This is a genomic window from Halolamina pelagica, from assembly GCF_900115675.1.
Classification (GTDB): domain Archaea; phylum Halobacteriota; class Halobacteria; order Halobacteriales; family Haloferacaceae; genus Halolamina; species Halolamina pelagica.
On sequence record NZ_FOXI01000018.1, the window covers coordinates 24,249 to 46,955 of the forward strand.

General features: G+C 63.7%; 28 protein-coding genes. 5 read left to right on the plus strand and 23 right to left on the minus strand.

The window, feature by feature from the left end; genetic code table 11:
- Positions 1 to 3 precede the first annotated feature (3 nt).
- The 4 genes from BMZ83_RS14585 (at position 4) to BMZ83_RS14600 (ending at position 3,436) form a co-directional block, all read left to right on the plus strand.
- Positions 4 to 285 (plus strand): helix-turn-helix domain-containing protein, encoded by a 282-nt coding sequence (locus BMZ83_RS14585; protein WP_166623295.1) that lies wholly within the window; start codon positions 4 to 6, stop codon positions 283 to 285.
- 127 nt (positions 286 to 412) lie between these two features.
- The gene (locus BMZ83_RS14590; RefSeq protein ID WP_074880280.1) at positions 413 to 922 is read left to right on the plus strand and encodes a hypothetical protein; all 510 of its coding nucleotides are present in this window, start codon (positions 413 to 415) and stop codon (positions 920 to 922) included.
- The gene (locus BMZ83_RS14595) at positions 912 to 1,454 is read left to right on the plus strand and encodes a hypothetical protein (RefSeq protein WP_074880283.1); all 543 of its coding nucleotides are present in this window, start codon (positions 912 to 914) and stop codon (positions 1,452 to 1,454) included. The genes BMZ83_RS14590 and BMZ83_RS14595 overlap by 11 nt, the downstream gene beginning before the upstream one ends.
- Positions 1,451 to 3,436 (plus strand): DUF7845 domain-containing protein, encoded by a 1,986-nt coding sequence (locus BMZ83_RS14600; RefSeq protein ID WP_074880287.1) that lies wholly within the window; start codon positions 1,451 to 1,453, stop codon positions 3,434 to 3,436. Before BMZ83_RS14595 ends, BMZ83_RS14600 begins: the two co-directional genes overlap by 4 nt.
- A gap of 304 nt (positions 3,437 to 3,740) precedes the next feature.
- Here BMZ83_RS14600 and BMZ83_RS14605 read toward each other — a convergent pair whose 3' ends face one another.
- The 3 genes from BMZ83_RS14605 to BMZ83_RS14615 all read right to left on the minus strand — a co-directional run bounded on the left by BMZ83_RS14605 (position 3,741) and on the right by BMZ83_RS14615 (position 7,438).
- Positions 3,741 to 4,352: a tyrosine-type recombinase/integrase gene (locus tag BMZ83_RS14605; RefSeq protein WP_206674363.1), complete on the minus strand. Its 612-nt coding sequence runs from the start codon at positions 4,350 to 4,352 to the stop codon at positions 3,741 to 3,743.
- 237 nt (positions 4,353 to 4,589) lie between these two features.
- A complete protein-coding gene (locus BMZ83_RS14610; RefSeq protein ID WP_074880294.1) occupies positions 4,590 to 4,886 on the minus strand; it encodes a hypothetical protein in 297 nt (98 codons plus the stop codon).
- Between the two features lie 197 nt (positions 4,887 to 5,083).
- Positions 5,084 to 7,438: a hypothetical protein gene (locus BMZ83_RS14615; protein ID WP_074880297.1), complete on the minus strand. Its 2,355-nt coding sequence runs from the start codon at positions 7,436 to 7,438 to the stop codon at positions 5,084 to 5,086.
- Between the two features lie 207 nt (positions 7,439 to 7,645).
- Between BMZ83_RS14615 and BMZ83_RS16540 the strand changes: the two genes are divergently transcribed.
- Entirely contained in the window at positions 7,646 to 8,107 is a 462-nt protein-coding gene (locus tag BMZ83_RS16540) for a cytidine/deoxycytidylate deaminase family protein (protein WP_143076988.1), read from the plus strand.
- Between the two features lie 342 nt (positions 8,108 to 8,449).
- Here BMZ83_RS16540 and BMZ83_RS17270 read toward each other — a convergent pair whose 3' ends face one another.
- The 20 genes from BMZ83_RS17270 to BMZ83_RS14710 form a co-directional block, all read right to left on the minus strand.
- Complete coding sequence (locus BMZ83_RS17270) at positions 8,450 to 9,181, minus strand: ATP-grasp domain-containing protein (RefSeq protein WP_241729596.1); 732 nt, start codon at positions 9,179 to 9,181, stop codon at positions 8,450 to 8,452.
- Between the two features lie 130 nt (positions 9,182 to 9,311).
- Positions 9,312 to 9,968: a TMEM165/GDT1 family protein gene (locus BMZ83_RS14625; protein ID WP_074880304.1), complete on the minus strand. Its 657-nt coding sequence runs from the start codon at positions 9,966 to 9,968 to the stop codon at positions 9,312 to 9,314.
- 21 nt (positions 9,969 to 9,989) lie between these two features.
- Positions 9,990 to 11,576 (minus strand): hypothetical protein, encoded by a 1,587-nt coding sequence (locus BMZ83_RS14630; RefSeq protein ID WP_074880307.1) that lies wholly within the window; start codon positions 11,574 to 11,576, stop codon positions 9,990 to 9,992.
- A complete protein-coding gene (locus BMZ83_RS16990) occupies positions 11,576 to 12,850 on the minus strand; it encodes a hypothetical protein (RefSeq protein WP_079990213.1) in 1,275 nt (424 codons plus the stop codon). The genes BMZ83_RS14630 and BMZ83_RS16990 overlap by 1 nt, the downstream gene beginning before the upstream one ends.
- Positions 12,850 to 13,098: a hypothetical protein gene (locus tag BMZ83_RS14640; protein WP_074880313.1), complete on the minus strand. Its 249-nt coding sequence runs from the start codon at positions 13,096 to 13,098 to the stop codon at positions 12,850 to 12,852. The genes BMZ83_RS16990 and BMZ83_RS14640 overlap by 1 nt, the downstream gene beginning before the upstream one ends.
- Positions 13,098 to 14,114, minus strand: a complete 1,017-nt coding sequence (locus tag BMZ83_RS14645) for a hypothetical protein (protein ID WP_074880315.1) — start codon at positions 14,112 to 14,114, stop codon at positions 13,098 to 13,100. The genes BMZ83_RS14640 and BMZ83_RS14645 overlap by 1 nt, the downstream gene beginning before the upstream one ends.
- Complete coding sequence (locus tag BMZ83_RS14650; protein ID WP_074880318.1) at positions 14,115 to 14,708, minus strand: hypothetical protein; 594 nt, start codon at positions 14,706 to 14,708, stop codon at positions 14,115 to 14,117.
- A 15-nt stretch (positions 14,709 to 14,723) separates the two neighbouring features.
- Positions 14,724 to 14,924: a hypothetical protein gene (locus tag BMZ83_RS14655; protein WP_074880321.1), complete on the minus strand. Its 201-nt coding sequence runs from the start codon at positions 14,922 to 14,924 to the stop codon at positions 14,724 to 14,726.
- 94 nt (positions 14,925 to 15,018) lie between these two features.
- Positions 15,019 to 15,300 (minus strand): hypothetical protein, encoded by a 282-nt coding sequence (locus BMZ83_RS14660; RefSeq protein WP_074880324.1) that lies wholly within the window; start codon positions 15,298 to 15,300, stop codon positions 15,019 to 15,021.
- A complete protein-coding gene (locus tag BMZ83_RS14665) occupies positions 15,301 to 15,546 on the minus strand; it encodes a hypothetical protein (protein WP_074880327.1) in 246 nt (81 codons plus the stop codon).
- Between the two features lie 9 nt (positions 15,547 to 15,555).
- Positions 15,556 to 16,446 carry a hypothetical protein gene (locus tag BMZ83_RS14670; protein ID WP_074880331.1) on the minus strand — a complete coding sequence of 297 codons (891 nt, stop codon included), beginning with the start codon at positions 16,444 to 16,446 and terminating at the stop codon, positions 15,556 to 15,558.
- Entirely contained in the window at positions 16,446 to 16,751 is a 306-nt protein-coding gene (locus tag BMZ83_RS14675; protein ID WP_143076989.1) for a hypothetical protein, read from the minus strand. Before BMZ83_RS14675 ends, BMZ83_RS14670 begins: the two co-directional genes overlap by 1 nt.
- Positions 16,744 to 17,289: a hypothetical protein gene (locus tag BMZ83_RS14680; protein WP_074880337.1), complete on the minus strand. Its 546-nt coding sequence runs from the start codon at positions 17,287 to 17,289 to the stop codon at positions 16,744 to 16,746. The genes BMZ83_RS14675 and BMZ83_RS14680 overlap by 8 nt, the downstream gene beginning before the upstream one ends.
- Positions 17,286 to 17,918, minus strand: a complete 633-nt coding sequence (locus tag BMZ83_RS14685; protein WP_074880339.1) for a hypothetical protein — start codon at positions 17,916 to 17,918, stop codon at positions 17,286 to 17,288. Before BMZ83_RS14685 ends, BMZ83_RS14680 begins: the two co-directional genes overlap by 4 nt.
- Positions 17,915 to 18,058, minus strand: coding sequence for a hypothetical protein (locus BMZ83_RS16995; protein ID WP_166623294.1), 144 nt, complete (start codon positions 18,056 to 18,058; stop codon positions 17,915 to 17,917). The genes BMZ83_RS14685 and BMZ83_RS16995 overlap by 4 nt, the downstream gene beginning before the upstream one ends.
- A gap of 76 nt (positions 18,059 to 18,134) precedes the next feature.
- The gene (locus BMZ83_RS14690) at positions 18,135 to 18,623 is read right to left on the minus strand and encodes a hypothetical protein (RefSeq protein WP_143076990.1); all 489 of its coding nucleotides are present in this window, start codon (positions 18,621 to 18,623) and stop codon (positions 18,135 to 18,137) included.
- Between the two features lie 112 nt (positions 18,624 to 18,735).
- On the minus strand, positions 18,736 to 19,758 hold the full coding sequence (locus BMZ83_RS14695) for a hypothetical protein (RefSeq protein WP_074880345.1): 1,023 nt from the start codon (positions 19,756 to 19,758) through the stop codon (positions 18,736 to 18,738).
- 100 nt (positions 19,759 to 19,858) lie between these two features.
- Positions 19,859 to 20,563, minus strand: coding sequence for a hypothetical protein (locus BMZ83_RS14700; protein WP_074880348.1), 705 nt, complete (start codon positions 20,561 to 20,563; stop codon positions 19,859 to 19,861).
- 2 nt (positions 20,564 to 20,565) lie between these two features.
- Positions 20,566 to 22,164 (minus strand): S8 family serine peptidase, encoded by a 1,599-nt coding sequence (locus tag BMZ83_RS14705; RefSeq protein WP_074880351.1) that lies wholly within the window; start codon positions 22,162 to 22,164, stop codon positions 20,566 to 20,568.
- A gap of 6 nt (positions 22,165 to 22,170) precedes the next feature.
- The coding region (locus BMZ83_RS14710; protein WP_218144690.1) for a hypothetical protein at positions 22,171 to 22,707 on the minus strand (537 nt) is incomplete at its 5' end.

Here is a 22,707-nt window from a genome sequence, read left to right on the forward strand (position 1 = left end):
TCGATGGCACACGATCCGCGCGGGCCGTCGAACATCGAGCCCGAAGTCTTCGAAGCACTCTGGCGGCTCTACCGAAGTGGCGAGACTGACCTGCTGGACGGCGGGGTTCCGACCCCACGGCTCGCGAGAGAACTCGGTCGGACCCGGAAGACGGTCTACGGCGTTCTCCAGCGCCTCGAAGCCCAGGGTGTCGTCACACAGGTCCACGGCGCCGCACCCGAGAACTACCGCGCGCGGCTGTCGTGGGCACCGGTGGCGCTCCTCAACGGAGGTGAGGAGCGGTGAGGGAGATCTTCCTCTCTTCGCAGTGTCCCTGCGGTGCCGACGGCGTTCCGCGTAATCGTCCATACTGCGAGGAGTGTCTCGATCGCCTCGCGGCTGCAGTCACCGACACTCTGCGGGGTGATTTGCCGTGAGCAAAGCCGCCTCGAAAGTCGTCGGTGAGAGCGTCGAAGCACTCGTCCTCGAGGCTGTCGACGAGCTCCAGGAGGCGACAGTTCCCGACTCGTGGGATGGCGCAGCCGAGGACTTCTGGTACGACGCTACCCCCGATATCGCGCTGTTCGCGAGTCGAAGCGTCCCGATGGTCGGCATCTGCGTGATCGAGTCCGGCCAGCCAGTCGAGATCAAGAGCGCTCGGGTGACGATCTCCGACGGGACGCGGACGCGATTCGGTCGATTCAACCTCACCCGACGGCAGCACGAGCGGCTGTTGGCCAACGATGGGGTCTACCTCTTCGCCGTCTACGCCGACGCCTCCGACCAGGTGGAGATCCGCGGCCTGCTCGCCGTCCCTGCGGTGATCGTCGAGGACGACCTCCGATCGACGTGGTACGGGGTCGACGGTCGCGAGGACTACTGGCAACTGGCCGCGAGTCGTCTCCCGATCGACGGACTGGGAGGTGATCGCGATGCCGAGTGAGAACCAGCCCGCCGGCTCCGGTAGTCGCGAGCGCTTCCCGCGGATGCAGTCTGATCTCGGCGAGGATCCCGCACGCTTCCTCGACAGAGATCTGTTCGATCACGGCATCACTCGCCTCGAGGAGCGTGATGCTCCCGGGTACAGCGAAGCGAGTCAGCGTGTCGTTCGCGACGCCGATGTCTCGGCGTCCGGCGAGATGATTCGCGACCGGATCCGCGGGATCGACAAGATCGCCGTCGCCCGCGCGTGGAAAGCGATCGAGCGGCGCCTCGAACGCACGCCAGAGGGCGGCCGCGACGTGGTCATTGGCTACCTCGACGACCGGATCGACGAACTCGAAGCCGATGGCGAGCGTGAGCTTCCCGGGCACAGTCCCGAGGCGCTTCGCGAGCTCGGCGTCGAGAAGTTCGAGGCCGTCGAGAAGGGCGATATCGTCTTCCGCGGTCCCGATGGGGAGATCACTTCCCGAACCGAGGGGGCCAGCGCGAGCCAGAAGCTGGCCGCGATGGCTGACGGAGGTGAGGGCGAGTGACGACCCGTCCGAATCCGGACGCCCCGATCATCGGGACGGCGCCCCACGAGCTGCGCGCGAACCTCAACTTCTCCGAGCGCGGGCTGTCGAACCCGATGGCGGCCTACTGGGCGCTCTGCGGACTGATGCGGCAACACGGCGGCGGGACCACGGTCGAGACCGAGATCCCCTGGGTCGTCGAGCCACATCCCGATGCGCCCGTCGACGATGACGGTGAGCCGATGGAACCCGTCACCATCTCGCTGTACTACGGTAGCGACGACGACGGCAACCCCGCCGGGAAGATCGCCCCACATCCCGAGTTCGACCTTTCCCAGGATCGTGGGATGTGGGAGCCCCGCATCAACGTCGAGGGGTTCGGCGAGCGGAAGGCCGACTTCCACGTCCGGCCCCGATATGCCGGGATGGAGCACGTCGATACGCGCAACGACATCGCGAGCCCGTTCGATCACGACGATCAGCCCGACCGCGGGTACAACGTCAACGTCCAGGGATCGAACCTCGAGCCCGACGAGTACCTCCACGTTCTCCAGGAGGCCTGCAAGGCGCTCGCGGAGGAGGTCGACGAGAACTGGGGCGACGACCGGTTCACCAACCCGCTCCCCACCTCGACCATCATCCAGTACGAGCGCTATCTCCGCCTCTCCCGCAAGCTGTCGGAGAAGCTCACGCGCGAGGGCGGCACATTCCACCAGTTGGCGATGCTGCTCTCGGATCAGGCTGGCTCGAAGGGTGCGTACTTCTGGGACAACCGCGACGTCCAGGGGTACATGAGTCGGTTCCTGCATGACTCAACCGGCGCCGGGACCATGATCCCCGGCCACCAGTACGGCGGCCAGCTGAAGTCGTACCACCCAGAGAACGTGCACAGCGATCCGTCCGACCCGCTGTTCTACCCGAAGTTCGGCGCGCTCTACACCCAGCAGATGAACGAGATCCGCCTGAACGACTCCCGGCCGTCGTGGTCCGACCGTCACGATCTTGGGCGGGAGCTCGAGGAGCGACTCGTCAACGTTCTCGCGTGGTCGGGCATCCCGATCGACCCGGACGCACTGGGCGCTGAGTCCGAGGAAGAGGTCGGTGCGTTCGTCGAGGACTGGCACTTCCGTGCGGAGGCGACGGATCTCGACCCCGAGCTCGCCGACGACCCGACGCCGGAGATCGAGCGCTCCCAGGAGTCGATGATCGTTCGGTCGCTTCAGCGCATGACTGATTTGGGGCTCGAACTCTCCGAGCAGCTCATCGCCGACGGTGGCCACGCCCACTACGAGGACCTCGCCGACGACGCCGAGGTGTCGGCGTCGACAGTGTACCGCTGGCTCCAGCGCATGGGTGAGGCAGTCGAGTCCGACAACGGCGTCATCACCTTCCACTCCGCCAACCTCCGCGAGCAGTTCGAGGAGATCGTCGGGCGGACGGCGACGAAGTTCGTCTCGACGATCGACAACGCGATGCGCCGTGCCGATACCGTGCTCGAGAAGGACGCCTACCAGCGCCGCGCGGGTGCGGAGTTCGAAAACTGGCGGCAGAAGTGGGGCGCCGAACTCGCCGAAGACGGTCGCGTGCTGAACCTCGGGACCTGTCTCCCACGCCCCGATCGCGATCTCGACGCGCCCGTCGACGCCGGCGACGTCGTGCGTGACGGCCTCGAGGCCTGGCACGAAGACGGGAACAAGACCGGCACCTTCCCGCACGAGATTCACTGGGACGACGATCGTGGGCAGCACCACTCCGAACGTCTCGACGATCTCCTGGAGCAGGCGAAGAAGGATCACCGCTCCGAGGCCGTCCAGCAGCTCGCCGAAATGACGTTCGCCGGTCTCGACGTCGTCGACGCGATCAGCGAGGTCAAGCAGATGATCGAGGCTGGTTCTTCCTGGAGTCCCGCACAGATCCAGGCGGCTGTTGAGGAGGCCGGCTTCGAGTTCGACGTTCGCGACGCCGCCGAGCCCGACTTCGAGATCCCCGAGACGCCCGGCTAACACGCCGACTGGTGAGAGACATCTTTATCCTGCACCCCTAGTTTTCGGCCTCGCGCGACAGAATCACCCCGATCGTCTCACTTTGCCGATGGATTCCCAACTCGAGAGCGCCGGCGTCGACGGCCGCATTTCCGCCCGGCGGGCAACACCCCTTAGGACGTGTCCCTAACGGGACAGGGACAGCAAAATACACTGCACCGCCCCCACCGCACGCAGAAATCTCCAGTTGATGCACGGGAAACGGGGGTGCTAAGTTCTCCCAACAATTCTCAAGAACCGATTATTTCGTGACCCAATCTACCTGTTAAAGCCATACGACTTTCTTGCGCTCACGAGCCTGCGCCTTCTCGGTCGCTTCGCCACGATAGTGGTTCAGGAACGTGTCAAGATCGTTCCATCCACCCCATCGAAGTGCGATCGTCTCATCGACATCGGCGTTCGCCAGCTGCCCGGCCCAGGTACGCCGGAGATCGTGGAACGTCAGATACCCCCAACGGTCCTCGCCAGTCTCATCGACCAACTCTCCTCGAACTGCCTCGACCCAGTTCCGAAGCGCTCGCGTCGAACGATCGACGAGGACCTCTCCATCGTCGACGCCACCGAAGCTCGCTGCGGCGTCGACGAGATCTGCTAGCGGGTCAGGGATCGGCGCCTCGCGGTACTTCTCTCCCTTCCCCTCTGGAACCACAAGCATCTGTCCCGCCTCACCACCATCGACGACGTGGTCCGGCGTGACTGCAACGATTTCGTGAGTCCGGAGTCCACACTCGGCGGCGAGTCGAAACGCGACCTTCCGCAGTGGATCGTCGACGACCTCAAGCAGCGCGTCGACCTCGTCACGACTGAGCCAGACTCGGCGGCCGTCCTGATCCTCGTACTCTTCGGTCATCATGGATAGCTTCCTCTTTGCTGGCATCCCGGAAGAACCTCCGCCGAGAACGGTCGAAATTGACCCGGTTTGGAGGTGTCATCGGAGCTGATCGAGCGTCGAGCTTCCGATTCCCCCCCGATTCCCGGAAGCCGGTTGCGATGAGAGACCCCCACTTTCTCAGCCTACCAGAGAATGAAAGAGCTGGTAAGTGGTGTGCGAATTGGCCACGTAGATTTTCTACCTCATCGTTGCGTATTTGACCGCCATAAGAGATATGATTGGTTAGTTGAACGTAGCAATAATCGCCGTGCTGAATATATCCTCTGTACCTAGCGAAAGTAGTGCACACCCTGACGTGGCAAGAAGTCCAACCAATTCGCACATCTGTGCGAAGACGCCCGTTTCCGCACAGGGGTGGAAGCAAAACGAGCCGCTACTCCAGACTCGCTCGAACACCGCCTCGGTCGTGCTCTCGGCGACGCCATGGATCGGCGTGAGTTCCTCGCCGTGCTCTTCGAGGGCGACGACGGCCAGGATGATCGTGATGACACCGGCGCCGACGATCTCGATACAGCTCATCAGCTCGAACCCACACCTCGGCGTCCTTTCCCCACCCTCGACGTCGATAAACCAAGGCTGTACCCCGTACTCGGACGAGATTTTGAGCTCTCATAGGTTTCTGGTGTGGCTCTGAGATCCGACCCCGGCAACTACGCGCGCACTATAGAACATGCATCCTGCCGCGTCCGGGCGCCTGATGAAGACGGGAAAATCAGCTACTCATCGAGGGAGTCCCACGGCACTTCCAGCGCCTTCTCGCCGAGTGGGGTGATCTCGTACCCGCCGGTCTCCGGGTCTTTGACGATGCAGCCGTTGATCTCGCCATCGTCGCTCGTGTAGTTCCCGATCGCACTGGCCGAGACACTGCAGTGGGTCGCGATGTCGCCGTACGTACCGACGCGCCGATCGCGGACCACTCGCAGCACCTCCATCATGTTCTCCCGCTTGTCGCTCTTCACGTAGGCCAGCGCCTCCAGCGGCGCCGGCACCTCGTACTCCTCCAGGCCTTCCTCGATCCGCTCCTCCTGGGCTTCCTCGGCGTCGCGGATCATCGTCGTCCGCTCGGCGCGGAGCTCGGACACGTCGCGCAACGAGAGATCGCACTTGACCGGGTACTCGCGGCGCTCCTGGAGGACCTCACGAACGAGTCCCTCGTCGACGTCCTCCCGAGTCGTCTCCTCGGGAAAGTCCCGATCGAGCAGGAACCAGTCCGAGTAGTAGTCTCGCACCACCGGCTTCTCGTCGCCGTGGCGAACGTCGATCTCGTTTACCTCGACCCACCACTCGACATCCTCGTGGCGGTTGCGCCAGCGGTCGCGCGGATCTTCGCGAACGCGGGCACCCCACGCGAGCCCGTAGCGATCGAGCCAGCCGCGGTCCTTGTCCGACAGGCCGCAGCGGGCGCCCCCGAACTCGACGGGCCAGCGCTTCCACCCCGGAGTGTGAATGAGGCCCTGCCCAGGGTCGAACCCCTTGATGGTCTCTTCGAGGTTGGAGATGTCGATGCTCTCCTTCAGCGTCTTGATCCCCTCATCCTCGTTCGAGAGGACGATCTTGTTCCGCATATTCACGCGGATCTGCCGGCGCACGTCGTTGACCTTCTGCGTCGAGCCGACCATCAGGATCCCCCGACTCCCGCCCTGGGAGGCAATCTCGAAGATCGTCTGCGCGGTCGATCGGCGCTCGGCGCTGTACTTCATGTTCTGGGGCTGGCTCGGTGCGACGTTCTTCAGCTCGCGGATCTCCAGAGCGACCCGCGGGACGTTCTTGTGCTCGTCGGCGGCCTGCCAGATCAGCTGCATCCAGAGGTCCATGATCACGTAATGCAGCGCGCCGTGGCCGTCGTCGAGGAAGTTGCAGTTCAGCGCCGCCACGCGATCCTTCGCTTTCAACACCTCGGCCATGTCGATGTTCGTGTCGGCGCCCACGTCTTCGATCAGGCCGTCGCCAGCGTACTGGGCGAGCGTGTTCGCGGCCCGCTGGAGGGTCTCGTCCTCCTCCATCTGGTAGGTGATGTCCCGCAGGCTGTCGTCGTCGGGGTTCTCCATCGTCACCGTCGCCTCCATCTCGCCGGCCATCTCCTGGAGCTCGTCGACGAGTTGATCGACGGTGCCCGTCCCGCCACGGGCGGCCTCGAGGGCGCGGTTGATCCGGCGCTCGGTCGAGCCGCTGGCGGTCGTCTTCCCCGCGAGGCGGAGGATGATCTCTGGCGTGAGTGTGTCGACGCCGATCGTGAACAGCCGGAAGTTCGAGGGTAGCTTGTCCGGGACGCCCGGCATCGCGGGAACGTATACCCGCGTGTCGTACGCTTTGGGCTCCTGGCCGAGGCGCTCCAGGCTACGACGGATCGCGTCCTCGTCGTTCGGGATCGCGATCATCGGCAGCTCGTTGCGACCGTCGTCGAGGATGCTCACCCATTTGTAGCCGTGCTGGTCCTTGAGGTTCCCACATATCCGGGCGTTCGTCGAGTCCTTTCCCTGCCGCGGCGACGCCGTCGTCAGGATGTGGTCGCAGGCCTCGTGTGGGATCGATTCGGCCATGAACTCGATCGAGGCCGTCGAGTCCTTCCGCATCCGCTTCCGGCCGATGGGGAGGACGTCGTCCTCGTCGACGGTCGAACTGTAGCCCTTCTTGTCGACGTGCTCCAGCGTGATCGGCGCGTAGTCGGTCTTGTCCGTCGCCGCCGAGAGGTAGCCCTGTGCCTTCGCGACTTCGAGCAGGACCGGGTACTCGTCCTCTGGATCGGGACGGCGCCCGCGGGTGCGGAGGCGGTGAATACGCGTGAACTGGCTGGCCGCCCAGTTTGGGAGCTCGTCGCCGCGGAGTACCGCCTGTCGGTCGGGGTCGAGCCACAGCATCCAGTGGGCTCGTGAGAGCAGCGCCTCCGGGTCGTCGTCGGTCTGGCCGACCAGTGCGGCCTCGGCGTCGCTGATGAGCCACCGGACCTCGGCCTCGATCTCGAGGTTCTCCTGGTAGAGCTGGTGTTCGACACGCTCTTTCAGCAGGTTCTCGGCGGCTGTTGCCGTGTCGGTTCGGTCGCGGGTCTGAATGTCGTCGTAGCTGTTGCTCATGGGTTTCGTGGGGAGTTACTGGGAACGCTGTTCTCGGACCGATCTGCGATTGGTAGTTACGCTACTGGAAGGGCGTACGGTACACGAGGACTCTGTAGGACCCTATGTATCAGGCCTTACGGCGGTGAAACAGCTGCTAAGTGGGGTTGCGAATTGAACGAAGGGCACAGAAGATCCTTATCAGGTCGTCGATTGTTTCACGTTCATATGAGCCAGTCCGAGGAGGCGAGAAAGTTTATCGAACAGGCCCGTCAGCGAATCCGAACTCACGCTCAGAAGCGCCGACATGCCGGTCAAACAGATAAACTCTATGCGGTCGTTCAGTCGAAAACCGGCAACCTCTATGTCGGCATTCCTCTCGAAACGTCGATGCCACAAGCCAACTTCTGCGCTGAACGCCACGCCATCAACAATATGCTATACACAGAGCCGGATTCCGGAGCTGTTGAGCGAATTCTTGTCGCAACACCCGCACCTGACGAAACAACGAACCCGACGACTCCATGTGGTGCTTGTCGGCACGTCATCCACCAGTTCAGCAACGATGCCACCATCTACTGTGCGACGTTCGTTCGTGAAACCGATGGCTGGACCATGTTCCCACGGGTAGACGAGTACTCAGCCAAGGATATGTATCCCAATCATCACGGCCATCCCTCGTGGGACTAACTTGCTTATCGCCCTTCTGTGCTGACCGTTACGTACTTCCCCTGTACTTAGCGAAGGCACTCATATCATCCCGGTAGGCTCTCACCATCCAATCGGAAGTGAAACAGCCGCTAAGTTGGATTGCGTATTGGCCACCAGAGATTCTACCAGTTCAAAGAGTTGTTTCAGTGGTCATACAATGATCCAACGCGCGTCTACAGCACAACCACGTCGGTTGTCTCGGCGTGAATCAAGCAATACTCGTCGGTCGTCAAACTGTTCTGCTGAAAGCCACAATGGGTTGCAATTTCATCCAGCAATTCAACAGAGTGGACGCCATCCAGAAGTCGCGGTTACTTCTTTTCACTCGCTTGGCAGGCCCTCAATAATCGATTCGGTGAGAGCCGGCTCTAGTCCAGTGTCTCGGTATCCCGCTGCGAGGTTGACATCGACAGCCCAATACTGGCCGTCGCCATCTTTGATCAAATCAACCCCGACACCCCGAAGGTCAAATCGTTCAACAAGTTCTCGGAGCGACGCTGCAAGTGCTGGCCTGATCTCTATCTGGCCGAGGAACTGTTTCTCCCCGTAGAGCTTCGAGGTGACGCGCCGCCCCGCGACGTGTATTTGTGACCCGTCGTTGACGGCATAATACTTGTAATCGACTGGTTCTGTCGGAACCAGTTCCTGATAGAAATCTCCCTCGCCGTTGAGTTCCGGTTCGTCGTTCCAGATGTAGTAGCCTTTAGCGACGTACTCGCCATCAGGTTTCTCGAAGGTGACTTCCGGTGTGAGAAATCCCATCTCCGAAAGCGCTCGAAGACCGACAAGCCGTGAACTGAACAAAATCAACGCCTGCAAATTATTCCACAGCACTGTCCCCGTCCGTCGAGCATGCCTGAGAGTTGGGAGTGCACTCGGAAGTGTCTGCTTGTTAACAATCAACGAGAGGTCGGCGATCTGTTCTGGTGAGAGCGGTGATTGGGGATGGAAGAATCGAACCTGAAAGCCTGCATTCCGAAGACGCTCGGCTACGTCGCGGAACACCGGCTTGCTCTTTTGACACAGGATACCGATGCCGCGATTACGTTCCATACGGCTCTACAGTAGTGTTCAAGCGCGAATTTGAATAGCATTCGGGTGTGTAGCGATTTCAGTAATTCTGCCTCTGGGTCGAGCCCGCATCGAGAAATGACCATGACTGAGCTATGGCTCTCAGATACGGCTAGAATGGAAGAAATTGAATGCCGAACAGGTATTTCGACACAATGTCGAGCCCAAATAGCGTAAACAAGCTTGCCGAGACGTATCGCACCCATTTCGTGTTTATGTAGGCTGAACTGCGTGAGAAAAACAGCGCTGTCACAAAGCTCACTGGAATGATTGCGAGCATCTCTCCGAACCAAATTGCCGGATGCGCACCGTACTGGACCGCAAGGCCGATGGTGATCAGTTGTGTTTTGTCGCCGAATTCGCCGAATACCATCAGCGAAAACGAAGGGAAAAAGCCAGCAAAGCGAGATGGGACGACATCAGTTGCCTCATCGACAACCTCCGGACTACCATCCGTCAACAGTTGCTCGTCATCCGTGTCTTCCTCAAAATCTAGTTGTGACGTGTAGAGAATCCACGCACCGAAGACGAAAAACAACGCCGCGGTGAGGCCGTCGAGGAACACTTCGGGGAGTGCTCCTTTCAGCGCATTTCCAAGCAGGATTTCCAGCACTGTCCAGCCACCGAATGCAGTTGCTGCGCCGGCCACGACCATGTATGGGTTGTACTTCGTAGCGAGCGCAGCGATCACGATCTGCCCCTTCTCACCGGGAAGTGCGAGAAGTTGGAGTACAAATGCACTAATTAAGATATCAAGCCAACCAACCATGCCTGCGAATTTTTCCCGGGTCTAATATGAGTTCGGACACCAAACAATAGAGCCGCTATTCTCTACTCGAAAGCCACGAGTCGATTCGTCCGGGTCGACGCCCGGGAGGCTGTAGCGGTCGGGCATCTGCCGGATCGGGAAGCGATCGGAGAAGCTGGCCCGGAGTTTCGCCACGTCTGGCGGTAGCGTCTCCGTCCGGGCGCGGACGGCCGTCACCTCTCGATTACCGTCGGGCGCCCGGATCGTGAACTCGTGTTCGACGAGTGTGTTCGGAACGAGTTCGTCGTAGCACTCGGCGACAAGATCGGGGTCGTAGCCTATCCCCACGTACCGGAGCCCCATCCAGACGTGCCGTCGATCGTGCTCGACGACACGCTGGGCCAGGACCTCCTTCGGGAGCATCCCATCCTCGGAGTCGAGCACTTCGTTCACGAGTTGGTCCATCACCTGTGGCTTCTCCATGTTCTCGCGCCAGCCGGCGAAGTTCAGGATGTAGCGATCCAGACACCAGGCGTAGCGCTCCTCGATCGCCGGCGACGGGTGGTAGCCGTAGGCGCGTTCGAGCGCTCGCGTCGCGAGCGTGTCGATCAGTTCTTCGCGATCCGTCGACGCGTAGGTGCGACCGGCGAGAAAGCCCATGTGGCAGGTCATTCCCTCGGCGTCGACGGTCTTTACCAACACCGCGATCTCCTCCCACGTCTCGCCGCCGCGGTCCTGCCGGAGACTCCGCAGGCGGCGCTGGCGGAGCCACTGGTCGCCCCGGTAGACGCCGACGCCGACGAGCAGCGCGCCGGCCAGCAGTGAGGGATAGAGCCACCACTGGACCCAGAACCGAACGAGGATGAGCTCGAGGACGAACACGATCCCCGCCGGCACCAGCAGCTTCCAGATCACGTCGTCCGTCCGGAGGCCGGTCGCGAGGTCCATCCGCCACAGCTTGAACCTCTCGGCGTTGCTGGGCGCGTCCTCGTCCGCTTCCGGCTCCGGCTCGGCCTCGCTGTCGGTCGCCCGCTCGGGGAGGTTCATCGCGCCGGGTTCGGTCGCCGCCGGTTCGTCGACGACCTCCTCCGACGGGTCGGCTTCTTCGTCGAAGGAGATCCGGTCGTCGTTACCGTTGAACGCCTGCCGGATGCGCTCGCGAGCGCTCGCGCTGTCGTCGTCGCCGAAGATAATCGCCCGGTTCGTCCCGTCGGTCGTGCGGATCTCGTCGGCCATCCGCCCGACCGTCTGTGGCTTGTGCCCCGTCTCACGGGCGGCCTTCACGATCCGGGCCTTGCGGATGCCCCAGATCGACCCGCGGCCGAAGACGATCGCCGCGAAGACGTAGCCCCAGCCCGACGTAGCCCACTCCAGCACCGCCGAGAGCAACGGCGCGCTGGAGGCCGATACCTCGACCTCGGCTTGGGTCATGTAGAAGACGCCCGCGCCGGCGACGGCGGCCAGCGCGAACACCACGACCAGCAGCGCCTTCGACGCCGGCGACGCCGTCCGGATACCCGTCACCGTGTTCCAGAGCTTCTTCGGAAGGCGGAACGGGAACAGGACGCTCCGGAGGAGCAGCTTGAGGAGGCCTTTCAGAAACGCCACCGCACTCGTGAGCAGACCCATCAGTCATCCCCTCCGGTGCCGGCGTTGCCCGGCCCGAACATCATCTGGTCTTCCTCTTCGACATCCTGGATCAGCTGGGCCACGTCGTCACGGGCGTCCCGATACAGGTGGCCGAGGTTGTGTTTCGTCTCCATGTGTTCGAGGGTGGCCTTGATCTCGCCGAGTGCCTGCTTCGCCGTCGGAATACGGTTCGAACGCAGGACGGGTTCGAGCCAGGAGTCCTCCAGCGAGTCTGTGTCGAGGTCCTCAACGCCACCGTGGACCTGTTCGAGGCCGTCATCGGTCTGTCGGTGGGCGCCGAAGGCGGCCATCCGGGCGAGTTGGCCGGCGCTGCGGACGCCGTGGCCATCACGCCAGTACACCGCGTTCGAGCCGACCGCCGGCACCTCCTCAAGCGGCACCTCGTCGGCGGTCTGTTTCTGTTCCTCGTAGGCGAGCTCGAGCTCGCGACGCTTTCGTTCGGCACGCCCCACGTCGTTCTGCAGGGCCTCGAGCAGCCCACCCCAGCGCTTCTGGATCCACTTCGCGACCAGGGCGATCAGGCCCAGCAGCAGCAACCAGAACAGCCAGTTCATCGACGCCGCGATCGCGAGGGCCATCAGTTGCGCGGCGGACTTCGTGAGGAAGCCGTCGATCAGATCCGCGCGTTCGTTCACCCACGAGAGGTAGGCCTCCAACTCCTCAGGCGAGGTCCCGTAGCCGTGCTGCTCGGCGACCTCACGGAGTTCCTCCAGCACCGGGGCGTACTCCTGCAGCTCCGACGCGCCGACGGAGACGCCCGTCTGGCGGGCATAGAGTTCGACCTCTTTCGTCGAGCCGTCCGTGAAGAACAGTTCGAGCGTGTAGAGGCTGGTCTCGCCCGGCGGCGCGGCGTCATCGGCGTAGGTGACCTTCACCTGCGTCCCGCCCGCGAACACCTGCGCCTCCGCGGGCTGCTGGCTGATCCGGGCGGCCTCGACCTCCCGGGAGAGCGTGAACAGCGCGAACGGACCGGTAGTTTCGAACACCGAGTCCGACTCGCGAACGCTCACCGCGAGGAACGGTTCGTCGAACTTCTCCGGCGTGATCCGGACCTGTGAGGCTGCAGTCGGGTTCGTCGAGCCGTTCGTGTCCGTCGGCGTGGTCGTCGTGTTGTTCGCGGTCGGTGTCGCCGTCGGCGCCGGCGTCGGTGTGGCCGTCTGTTGTTGGGCGACCGGATCGGCGACGGCGGCGCCGACAGGGGCCACCGCCATCGAGAGTACCATGACGACGGCGAGGAGAAGGTGTCGACGCATCAGTTCACCACCTCCGCCACTCGCGGCTCAACGATTGCTGCCATCAGGCCGAGCAGCATCAGTACCCCATAGAGCCAGTGGAACGTCATTGTCTGAGGCCAAAATACAGAATTGTAGATTGCGAAGAGAGACAGCGGTTCGTACACCCCGATTACCTCATAGAGCGTGAAGAACGCCAGTGCGGTCACCGTGTAGAACACGGCGATGAACCGCAGTACTCGCCGCCGCGATGGAAGCGAGAACTCCATCAGCGATCCACCTCGGCGCCGTTCTGCGCGACTTCACGCTGGTCTTTCGGGAGGCGCTGGGCCGCCCGCTCGTTGCGGATCTCGACGTTCTTCTGGCCAGTTGGGAGTTGTGTCAGAATGTCCATGATCTCCTCGCGGGCTTCGTCGCGAGAGCGGATGTCCTGGGTTTCGAGGCGACGCTGCAGTTCGCGGAGCTGCGTCTGCGTCTCGCCCAGGATCGCGTCTTTCGTGTCGAGTCGACTCTCCAGCTTCTCCATCTTCTCGCGCTGCTGGAGGTAGGACTCGTAGGGCAGTTCGATTGGCGTTCGGTAGCGGTAGTCCGCGGCGTTCGAGACGCCGTTCGTGACGATCCGCTCCTGTGTTTTGACCAGGTACTCGTTTTCCTTCACACGGATCGCGTGATCGGGGATCTCGTGGGCGACGATGTCGCTCAGAATCCCGCGCTCGGCCCGGAGTTCCCGGTCGTGGGCGACCAGCTTCCGCCGGCCAAACAGGCCGACGATCCGCGTTGGGAAGTGCTCGTAGATCACGAGGTTGCCGTCCTTGTTTGTCGTCGTCTCCGAGGGGTCGAAGTACACCGTCTCCGTCCCATCCTCGTTGGAGTCGTCGTCCTCGTAGATCACCTTCAGCTTCCCGCGCTGGGCGTCCTTCTTTCCGCGGTAGGCGACGCCGCCGCCGATCGCGACGGTGGCGATCCCCGCGGCTTCGAGGTAGTTGGCGTAGGGCACCTCCACGGGCGCGCCGTTCTTCAGCGAGAAGTACGCGAACACGCCGGTCGCGAGCACGAGCAGGCCCAGCGAGATCGCCAGCACCTTCGCTGGCAACGTCAGCGTCTTGTGTTTCTTCAGCAGTGAGACGCTGTAGTCGCCCTCGCGACGGGCTTCTTGCTTCACCCGGTCGGTCCCGCTCTCGGGGTTCTCCCGATCGTCACCGAAGACGTTCCAGCGGTCGAGCGCACCGAGGATCAGCAGCACGATCACGACGGCGATGACGCCGACGAGGAGGACGTTCACCATCTAGCGGCCCTCCTGGGTTGCCTCGGCCTCAACGCGGGCGCCCTCGTCGGCCTCGCCGGTGAACCCGATCGTTACGTCACTCTCTTCGAGCAGGTCGAGGCCGCGTTCCTGGAGTGACTGATACTGCTCGACGTGGTCCGACAGCGCGCTGGTGATCTGGTGGCAGCCGACTTCCTCGGCGTAGCGTCGGTAGGCCCGGCGCTTGTCACTCGTGTCGGCGTCGGCGTGTTCGAGTTGGAGTTGTTCACGGCGGCGCCGTTCCACCGGGTCGACGAACACCGGGCAGCGAGTCCCGTAGTGGGGGCAGCCCTCACAGGAGTCGGGGAAGTTGCCCGTTCCGTCGCCGTCGACGCGGCGCATCGCAAACTCGCCCATGCCCTCCTCGTCGTCGGGCTTCTCACGGACCGTGCTGAGGTGGTGATCGACGATGTCCAGGACGTCGCCGCCGGGGAGCTCGCTCACGTCGCGGAGCCACTGGTAGATGCGACCCTTCAGGCCCCGGTCGTTGACGAACTGGACTTCTTCACGGAGTTCTGCAGACAGCCACGAGATGCTGTCGGGGCGGTACTGTCGCTGGTCGGTCGTAGGTTGCATGATGAATCAGGTCGGTTACTCGTCGAGGACCGGCGCGAGGTCCTCCATCGTCGGCGCCACGTTGGGGTCGATCAGAAGCAGTCCGACACCGCTTATCGCCCGCACCTCGAAGTCGTCGCCGGGGTTGAACACGCAGCCCTCGCTCACCTCGTGCGGGATGTAGAACTGGATCTGGCCAACCCCGACCTCGGTTACCGTGTGGGTCGCCCGGCACATCCTTGGGGTAGGGTGCCTGTGTCGGTCGAACGCGTTACAACGCCAGCGCCATCAAAAAAGGCGGGCCGTGAGGCCCGCCGCGTGGTGTGTCGGGTCATCCGGCGATCTTCTTCCGGAGACTGGTGTTTTGATCGAGGTTCTTTGCGTGGGTGCTCCCAAGAAACACGGCGACGACGATGATGAGGCCGCCGAGGATGACGAGCGGCCATGCGCCCGTCATCAGGAGGAACACGCCGATCAGCAGCGTCGACGCGTTTCGGATGAGGCCGAAGCTCGCGACGGCCACGTCGCCGCCGCTGGAGAACCTCGCAAACAGCCACAGGCCGATCGCGATCGAGAGTAGGAGCGCGGTCGCGACCGTGATGAGCTCGGCCATCTACTTTCGCCCCCAGTCCTTGTCGTCCTTGCCCCCGTTGAGCGTGCTGTTCACGTCGAAGCGGCCCGCCTTCTTCCCCACGTTCTGCTGTTCGTACAGCCGGAAGCCATACCGGCCACCGTAGAACAGGAACAGGATCGCCGCCGCGATCGCCGCGGCGACGAGGAACCCGCTCATCACGGTCAGTGCCGGGATGAACGCGAGGACGGCGAGGCCCCAAGCTACTCGTTCGAAGTTGCTAGTCATGGGTGTGGATCAGTCGAAGAGTCCGTCCAGGAAGTCGTCGATCACGTCGGTGCCAGCATTCCACGACTCCCACTGGTGCTGCATCTCGTCCCACCGCGTCGGTCGCGCGGTGAACCGTACCTTCGCATCCGGGTCGTTGAACACGAACTGGACTCGGTAGTCGTCGACCTGCCGGTAGAACACGGGTGCCTGCGAGTCGGTCGACACCGGCCGCCAGCTCGAGGCATTACTCGTCCGGTACATCGCCTGCCACTCCTCAACGACCTTTCCGGTCGACTCGTTCTGCAGGGAGATCGTGACCGTCTCGGTGGTGTTCGTCGCCGAGAAGCGGTAGGTTCGCTTCTCGAGATCCTCCTCCTCGTCGCCGATCGAGAAGTTCGAGATCGACTCCCACAACGAACTCCCGGTGTCTTTCACTTCGCCCGTCCAGGAGAGGCTCTTCACGCGCACCGTCGAGGGCGCGAACGTGACCGTCTCACCGGGGCCGAGCGTAAACACGACCTGCGTGTAGGTCTCGTCATGCTCAAAGTCGTGAACCGCGTGCCAGCCAGCCGTTCGGTTCCCGTCGGTACTCTCGACATCGCCGAGTTCGGCCGGCGAGACGATCGCCGGCGCAATGTTCACCCGGAACTCGACGCAGTAGCCGTTCGGGTTACTGGCGTTGATGCGGAGGAAGCCGGTGGCCTGCTCGACGCGGACCTCCGTGTTCTGGGCCGTGACGGTGGCCGAGTCGTTGGTCGCGGCGTCGACAGTCGCGTTGTCGAACCGGAAGGCGTCGTACGTGACGCGCGTCGAGCAGTCCGACTGTGTCGACGCCGTCGCCGGTACGGCAGCCAGTGTGGGGGCGACCGCCGCGACGAGTAGGACCGCCACGAGCACGCCCACGCGTGGTCGGAGCATCAGCGGAACTTCCCCCCTCGGTCTTCGAGCTCCTCGTAGGCCTGTTCGCCCGCCTCGCCGCTGTAGAGTTCGTACGCCTTCTCCCGGATCGTGTTCATCGGGAGGACGACGTAGAGCATCTGTGCCAGTAGGACGCTGGCGAGTAGCGCAACAGCGATCGCGTCGGCGGCGAAGGAGAGCGCCACCGCGACCAGGAACACGCCAATGAAGATCAGCCGCGATCCCCATCGGAACGCACTGCGGACAGTCATGTCCTCCCGACTCGGGAGGTCGACTGACCGGAGGCGGCGACGAACGTCAGTCACGCTTCCACCTCGGCAGGTCGTAGTCGTTCTTGATCGAGAGTGCCGCGATCCATTCCCCGTACTCATCGTTCACAGCCGGGATCAGCCGGGCAATGCCGATGCTGCCGAGAGCGATCACGATGACGACCGTCCCGATCAGCGCGCCACCGGTGAGGAAGCTGGCCAGCAGCGCGAACCCGATGACCGAGATCGCGGCGCCGATCTGTTGCCACGGCGTCGCTCCGCGGATGCCCAGCAGCTTCGGGATGGTCTCGATCGTCCACTGGATCATGTCCCGGATGCTCGGCGGGAGCAACTCGTCGAAGGTGAGGTAGTCCCAGGCCCGGCCGAGGTTTCGGCGGGTGCCGGACACCTGCCGACGGAGGAAGCCACCCGCCCGGCGGGTTCCGGTGCCGAGCATCCGGGCGCCGTTGGCGAGGGTTCCGGCGCCGCTCTTGATCGAGCGCCAGGCGGTTCGGAGTCGGCCTTCGTTGGCCTTCTTCGCGGCCTCGGCGTGGCGCTTGCTGTCGCCGTACCAGCCGCGTCCTTTGTCACTCATGCTTCCTCCGTGGTGTTCCACATCGACGACTCCGGCGCGCCGTACTTCGCAAGGTAGGCGGCCTTGTCACCCGTCGAGAGGTCCTCATTCGGTTCGGCGTGTTCGTCGACGAACGTCTCGAGCTCGTCGCCAGCCGCGCGGGACTGGTACCAGTCGAGTGAGACCCACTGGTCGGCCGTCCGGTTGGTCGCGTCGAACTCCGACGGCGTCAGCACGCGAGCGTTCGTCCACGAGCCGTTTTCCACGTCCGAAACGACGTAGCGCGTGACGTTGCCGTCCTCGCGATCGTGGAAGTGAACCGCGAACACGTCGTGGTTGGTGTCAGCCGTCAGCCGCTCGCTCGCGAAGGCTTCGAGGCTCTGGTTGTGTTCGTTGAACGTGGTCGAAAAGTCCGCCGCGTAGGTGGTAGCGTTGGCCTCGTCGCCGAGGTAGGCGGCGTAGGTCCGGGAGGCGCCGCTGGTCGCGCCGGCAATCCAGATGCCGGCCTCCTCGAGGATGCCCTGGTCATCGTCGTCGGCGATCAGCCCGTCGAAGAAGGCACCGTCGTCGGACTGGGCGGCGACGCCCATCGAGCCGGCGCCGATCGCTGCCGTGACGACCAGCAGCGCGACGAACAGGCGGCGGATCATGTCACGATCGCCTCCGTGAACAGCGCCCCACACGACGGGCACTCGAACCGCGGGCCGCGCTGGGTCGGCGTTGGGGCGACTGCGTCGCTGCAGTCGTGGTCTGTGGCCGGTGCTCGGAGTCGGTCAGCAAGCTGGAGCATCTGTTCACCTCAAGCTCACCGACGGAGTCGAACCGTCGCGAGGCCGATGTGAGCGAGTCGCAGGAACGAGTCGGAGCTACCGCGCCCAACGGGCCGCAACCAGACAGCCAACGTAGAGACCGGGGAGGAATATCGAAGCGATAGCCCACTCTCCGATTAGGGTAAACGGGTCAAGGGGGACGTCAGCGTAGACGTATTGCCATGCGATCAACGACGTGGACAGAGAGACGTTCAGGGCGAAAAACATCGCCGAGCCCTTGCCGAATCGGTGGAAGATATCCGTCGTCTCGGCCGGAAGATACGTGTACACAAGGGCGACGACCAGCGCAGGGAGCGTCAGAACACCGAGGAAGAGCATCCCCTCAGTCGACATGCTCGCCGCCTCCTCCGCGCCGTTTGCGCTCCACATCTCACCACCCTGCAGGTAGGCGAGGAACATGAGCCACGTGAGCTGGCCGACTGTTCCACAGAACAGGAACTTCCCCGCCACAGAGACGGGGTACGGAAGCGGATTCGGGATGCGTTCTACGGTGCTTCGCAGTCGGGTGGATGCTGTGGTGGACATCTGAGGACCCGCTGCCGGGCTCGACCGGCGGTGCGGCATGGCTACCGAAGCGGGTCAGCGTCGGGTAGGGGATTTTGACTGTCAGAAAGCGGTGCGCGATGGAGCAGCGGCGTTACTCGTCGCTGTCCTCCCAGTCCGGCTCGGTGAAGTCGGCGTTCCAGATCGCCGTCCCGTACGCACTCGACCAGGTGGCGTCGTAGTTTGTCAGCATCGACGCCGTGTTCGTGAGCCCGAGGCCGTCGTTGCCGGTCGCCGAGATCTCGAGGTCCTGCGCATCGTCGGCAGTGAGTTCGTCGACGTTGTGGTAGGTCAGCGTCTGGGCGTCCTCGTCGTAGGTCGCGTAGGGCTGGCTGTCGTTGAACCAGTCCGTGTCCGGCGCTTCGCTGTTCGCGACCACGACGTACTCATCGTCGAGCGAGGTGGCGGAGCTCCAGATCACGTCGCCGCTCTCGGTGTTCTCCGCGGCCGTGCTGAACGCCTCAGCCATCGGCGTCCCGGCGACGCTCAGGGTGACCGTCTCGGTCTCGTTGCCGGTGACCCCGATCGTCGCATCGGTCTTCGCCGGGTCGGTCGCGTTGTCGCTCCAGAACGCCAGTGAGGCGACGCTGAAGGTGCCGCTGTCGCTCGGCGTCTGCACACTCGTCTCATCCACGTCCTCGAACGCTTCGACGTTGCCGTTCGCGAACGTGTAGGAGATGTTGGTGGTGTCGGGGTTCGACACCTCGGTGTTGTTGATCAGCGTGACGTTGAGGGTCACCGATTCGCCAGCGTTGGCGTCGAGACCGCTGTAGTCGGCGCCGTCATCCGCCACGCTGACGTTGAAGTACCAGGTGTCGAGACTCCCGCTGGAGTCCGTGTCGGCTGCACTGTAGTTCGAGGGGGATGCCGCATACAGCGTGTCGCCGTCCTGGGAGATCTCGATCTTCGAGTGCTCGGAGTCGGCCGACCACGCGATCAGAGAGGTAGTCGACTGGTTGTACGCCTGTGTGCCGCCGTCGTTGAGCTCCGTCGTCGTCGAGGTGTTGGTCGTCTCGGTGTCGACCGTCGGCGCCGCTGCGAGGGCACCGCCGGCCGCTGCGACCAGCATGATCGCGACGAGCAGGACGCTCTTCGTCGTTGTGGTGAAGTTGAACATCGAAGGAAAGGTCAGGTCATTTTGGGGACGATACCGGGGAGAGTCGGCGGCGGGGCGGGCGGTGGCCGGTCGCGATCCGCCCGTGCGTGCATCTGGTGCATCATTGGTCTGAGAGACTGCCTACGTCACCGACACCGACCGACATCATCGCGTCGACCAGCGTGGCATTGATCGAGAACCCAGCCGTCCCACGGCGCCACCAGTCCGGCCGCGATCGCATCGTCCACGGGTTGGTGACCGACCCCGGCGCGAGTGACTCTTCCAGCCCGTTATCCAGCCAGCTGTCGAAGACGGTCGTCAGGTCGTCCACGTCGAAGAACTCGCCGGGCTGGCCGGCTGCTGTGTACTGGTGCCAGGGCTTGATCACGCGGAGCTGTGGGTGCGTGTCGTCGACGAGTGGGATCTCCGCTCCGGGCGCCCGGCCGGCGATCCAATGGTAGATCGACGCGATCACTTGGGTGACCCCATCGTCGTCGAAGAACACGTACACCGGCTCGTGGTCGCCGTAGTGGCTGTCGAGATTCCCCAGCCAGCCCTCCTGGTGGGAGTAACTCGCCCAGTACACGGCGACGTTGGTCTCTCGCTCCTCCGACCGGGTGACCCAGCCGTACAGGCCGATGAACTTCTCCTCGGCAGCGGCGGGCATCACCAGCTCCGGCCGGTAGCGCTCGAGCACGGACTCGTCGTACTCCAGCGTAACGTCGTCTGGTTTAGCGTCGAAGTGTTCCGCGAGCGCACTCGCTGAGAACACGGTGCTACCGACGGCCACCGCGCCGGCTGCCTGCAGATACTCTCGTCGGCGCATGATCAGCCCCCCGCAGCAGAGGCGACCCGGGCAAGGAATCCGCCCGCCGCCTCGGCGGCGGCCTCGTAGTACGTCTGGCGCTGCTGGGCGGGATCAGTCATCGCCTCGGACTGGCTCGTCTCGGGATGCGTGCCGCTTGCGAGGTTCGTCGCGTTGAACATCCCGTGGCCGGCCTCCGCAGTCGCGAGATGCGGCGCGGGCGAGGCGCTGTTCGTGACCGCATCATGGACTTCCGCTGGCGAGGCCTCGGCCAGTGAGTCACCGTCACTGAAGCTCGAGACCGTGTCGTTGGCCGCCATCGCCTGGGCGATTCCACCGGCGACGATCGGCGTCGCCATCGACGTGCCCGACAGCGACGTGTTCGTGAGACTGCCGCCGGTCGTCGGTGTCCGGGCGACGATCTGCATCCCCGGCGCGACAACGTCGATCGGCTCGGCGTTCGTCACGTTGCCGTCGGCTGCCTGAGAGCCGGCGTACTGGCTGAAGTACGCACTCCACGCTTCCTGCGGTCCGGAGCCGTTCGTCGCCCCGACCGTGATCACGCCGGCCACGTCAGCCGGCGTTGCGACGCCCGGCGATCGTGTCTGCCGGGAGTTCCCCGCGGCGACGACGACCACCGAGCCGGCGTCTTGGGCGTACGTGACGGCATCGACCACGGGCTCGGAGCGGAGTTTCGCGCCCAGGCTCAGGCTGATCACGTCCGCATCCTGATCGGCCGCGTAGCGGATCGCATCCGCGATGTTTGCGGTGGAGCCGCCGCCATCATCCGCCAGTGCTTTCACGACGAGCAGCTGGGAGTCGGGTGCAACACCGTCGTGGACGGTGCCCGAGGCGTTGGCCGCGATGCTGGCGGCCGTCCAGGTGCCGTGCCCGTTCCCGTCCTCGATCGCGTCCCAGCCAGCGTCGGCAACCGTCTCGTTCGTCATGACGTTCTTCGAGGCGTTGCTGATCCGGATCGGCGAGCCGACCGAGCCGTTGCCGAACACGCGCCCGTCGGCCGTGTTCGCGCCCGTGTCGACGACCGCGACCGTCTGGCCCGACGAATCTGCCGAGATATCGCCGACAGACTCGCGTGCTTCGGCCATCGTCGTCCGGTTCGCGTCCTCGGAGAAGGCGACACCGTTTGTCGGGTATGCCGGATCGTCGAACTCGAGCAGCCCGACCTGTGGCGTGCTCCAGCTGTCGCCGGACTCGAGGATCACCGGCTCGGTGTAGCTGAGTTGGTAGTTGATCGCGACATCCTCGATGTAACTGCGGCTCTGCAGTTGCTCACCGGTGAGGAAGAACTCGACGGAGCCGCCATCGAGGCGGAACAACCCACCCATGACGTGCAAGTGCGGGGCGGCGACCGTGGCCGTCTTCGACGCGTTGTCCAGTTCGATGAGTTCGCGACTCTCAGCACCACGAACCCAGTCACGAAGAGAGTCCGCGCTGTCGTTCTCGAACTCAACGATGAACGACGGCCGCAGCTCGCCATCGGTGGCGTACTGGACGATCGGGGCGTCCTCTCCGTCTGTGAGCGATTGTGCGCCGACCGGGGCGGCGACCGCACTAGTCAGGAGCGTTGCGACTACCAGGAGTGTGCGAAGTTTGCGGAGCATGGGTGATCACCTCAGGGTTCGCCGCCGGCGGGCAAGGACAAGCAACGCCCCGCCGACCAGCGGTGACGAGGCCATCCCGAAGCCGAACGACGGGATGGAGATATCCGGCACCGAGGTGGACACCCACCAGTCCACTCGTTCGAGGATCCCCGGATCGTAGACGACTTCGACGCCGACATCGCCATCGGTCGTCGTGTACGTCTTGATCACCGTCTTGTTCGCCGAGTGCGTGATTCCCCCGATGCTGGCGTTGGCAGTGATCGGCTGGCTGCCCTCGTCTGTGACTCGGTAGACCAGTGTGTCCTCGGGCAGCGGCGGCAGGTGGAGTTCAACCGCCTGATGCCCACTGACGGCCTGGCGCTGCTCGCCTTGAACCATCCCGAGCCGATAGGTCGTCGACGTGGTGTCACTCGCCTCCCCGTAGTACCGCACTTTCGACGGCGTCTCCTGGCCATCCTCGAGGACCGCCAGCATCGACACCGACCGACCACCGGCCGAGCTGGTCGTCTCGGCATTCTTCAGCCCGTCTGCGATCGTCAGATC